Raw genomic sequence first — 2,614 nt, forward strand, 5'->3', positions numbered from 1 at the left:
CCCCGACACCGTGCCACCGGGCCGTAGATGCCGTTCGGCTGTCAGCAGCCGCATCCGCAGGCCGCTTTCATCCATCGCATCAATGGCAAATTCGCCTTTCACCTGCGGAAAAATCTCATGCAGGTAATCCGTCAGACCTGCGACATCAAATGCCAGCGCCATGCTTTCCCTTTCCCCTGTCCCTGCATAGAGTTGCCCCGAGATTTGCGAGGAGGGCAAGATGACAATTCTGAAACGTCACGACACGGGCGGCATTGCCCGGCTGACGATGGACACGCCGGAAAAACTGAACGCACTGTCGGACGAGATGCTGGCCGCACTGCAGGCGCAGATCGACGCCCTGCGTGAAGACAGCAGTATCAAGGTGGTGATCCTGTCCGGCACCGGCAAAGGGTTCTGTGCGGGCCATGACATCAAGCAGATGACCGCAGGCCGCACAGGCGACGATGGCGGCAAAGGTTATTTCCAGGATCTGTTTGCCCGCTGCACCAGCGTGATGACCGGATTGCAGTCCCTGCCCCAGGTCGTGATTGCCCAGGTGCATGGCATCGCCACGGCGGCGGGCTGCCAGCTGGTGGCCTCCTGCGATCTGGCGGTGGCCGCGGAAGACACCAAATTCGGCGTCAACGGGGTGAACATCGGGTTGTTCTGCTCCACCCCGATGGTGGCGCTGTCGCGCAACATCCCCCGTAAACAGGCGTTTGAGCTGCTGACCACGGGTGAATTCATCAACGCCGCCCGTGCGGTGGATCTGGGCCTGGCCAACCGCTCCGTGCCGCAGGAGAAGCTGGAGGCGGAAACCACCCGGCTGGCGGAAACCATCGCCTCCAAGCTCGGCGCTGCTGTGAAGGTCGGCAAACAGGCGTTTTACGAGCAGCTTCAAATGCCGCTGGATCAGGCCTATGACTATACCAGCGGCGTGATTGTCGAGAATCTGATGTACCGCGACACCATCGAAGGCATGGCCGCCTTTATCGAAAAACGCGCGCCCGACTGGCAGGAAAGCTGATCCCGCCGGATAAATTTACGGGAATTCCGGCCTGACCTCCGGAATTCTCCGAAAATTTTAGGCTTTGTTTACCAATCGGAACATATTGTTTCCTTAAGACGCCAGCCAAACGCCTTTCAATTCGGGCGGAAAGATGGCAAAGATTGGGCACGGTCGCTGATTAATCACTGACCGGCACAATTTGGGCTGCTGCTGCGGAAGGGTCCCTCCAACCGGTTCTCTCTCACCGGTGTACCATTCCCGCAGCGGCGGCCCCAAATTTTCCTCTCTCCCGGACAGATCACACGTAATTGGCAAGCCCCGTGCGAATTGTGGCAGCTCTGCGACCCGTATAGAACTGCCAAGCCTGTTGCGCAGACCCTCCCCCTGTCCTATGTGGCGGGCATGACAGATCATTCGGCAAAGACATTGCATATCGTGGGCGGCGGCATGGCCGGGTCCGAGGCCGCCTGGCAGGCGGCGAACATGGGCGTATCGGTGGTGATCCACGAAATGCGCCCCAAGGTGGAAACCTTTGCCCACCAGACCGGCAACCTGGGCGAGATGGTCTGCTCCAACTCCTTCCGTTCGGATGATGACGAGCAGAACGCCGTGGGCCTGCTGCATTGGGAAATGCGCGCCGCAGGCGGGCTGATCATGACCACCGCCGATGAACACCGCCTGCCCGCCGGCGGCGCCCTGGCGGTGGACCGCGATCCCTTTGCCGAAAGCGTGACAGCCAAGCTGAAGGCGCACCCGAATGTCAGCGTTTCTTATGAGGAAATCACTGAACTGCCGACCGACGGCCACTGGATCTTTGCCACCGGCCCGCTGACCTCGCCGGAACTGGGCAAGGCCATTCAGGCCGAAACCGGGGCTGAGGCGCTGGCCTTCTTCGATGCCATAGCGCCGATTGTCTACGCCGAGTCGATCGACATGTCGAAGGCCTGGATGCAATCGCGCTATGACAAAGGCGAGACCGAGGAGGAGCGCACTGCCTACCTCAACTGCCCGATGGACAAGGACCAGTACGAGGCTTTCATCGACGCATTATTGTCAGCTGACAAAACCGAGTTTCACGAGGGTGAGACCGCCGGATATTTCGACGGCTGCCTGCCGATCGAAGTGATGGCAGATCGCGGCCGTGAGACGCTGCGCTTCGGCCCGATGAAGCCGGTGGGCCTGACCAATCCGCATCAGCCGGACGTCAAGGCCTATGCGGTGGTGCAACTGCGCCGCGACAACGCGCTGGGAACACTGTTCAACATCGTCGGCTTCCAGACCAAGATGAAATACGGCGCCCAGGCGCAGGTCTTTAAGATGATCCCGGGGCTGGAGAACGCCAGCTTCGCCCGCCTTGGCGGCATCCACCGCAACACGTTTTTGAACTCGCCCACCCTGCTGGATGCGCAGATGCGGCTGAAGACGAAACCCAACATCCGCTTTGCCGGCCAGATCACCGGGGTCGAGGGCTATGTGGAAAGCGCAGCGATGGGCCTGCTGGCAGGCCGGCTGGCTGCTGCGGAAATCCTTGCTCAGGACCTGCCAGAAGTTTCCCAGGACAGTGCTATGGGCGCGCTGATCCATCACATCACCGGCGGCGCCGAGGCCAAGACCTTTCAGCCG

Annotated in this window: 2 protein-coding genes; both read left to right on the plus strand. The window is 60.7% G+C overall.

All coding sequences use genetic code 11. The features are described from left to right. The first annotated feature begins 220 nt into the window (after nucleotides 1-220). A complete protein-coding gene (locus A2I95_RS30725) occupies nucleotides 221-1,009 on the plus strand; it encodes an enoyl-CoA hydratase (protein ID WP_291735942.1) in 789 nt (262 codons plus the stop codon). A 384-nt stretch (nucleotides 1,010-1,393) separates the two neighbouring features. Further along, a partial coding sequence (gene trmFO / locus A2I95_RS30730) for a methylenetetrahydrofolate--tRNA-(uracil(54)-C(5))-methyltransferase (FADH(2)-oxidizing) TrmFO (RefSeq protein ID WP_291735943.1) occupies nucleotides 1,394-2,614 on the plus strand: 1,221 nt, incomplete at its 3' end.

The sequence above is a fragment of the Leisingera sp. F5 genome (genome assembly GCF_001593695.1).

What these genes read in the sequence shown, in the direction of transcription:
- A2I95_RS30725 (WP_291735942.1), top strand. Translation starts at nt 221, where the DNA reads ATGACAATTCTGAAACGTCACGACACGGGCGGCATTGCCCGGCTGACG.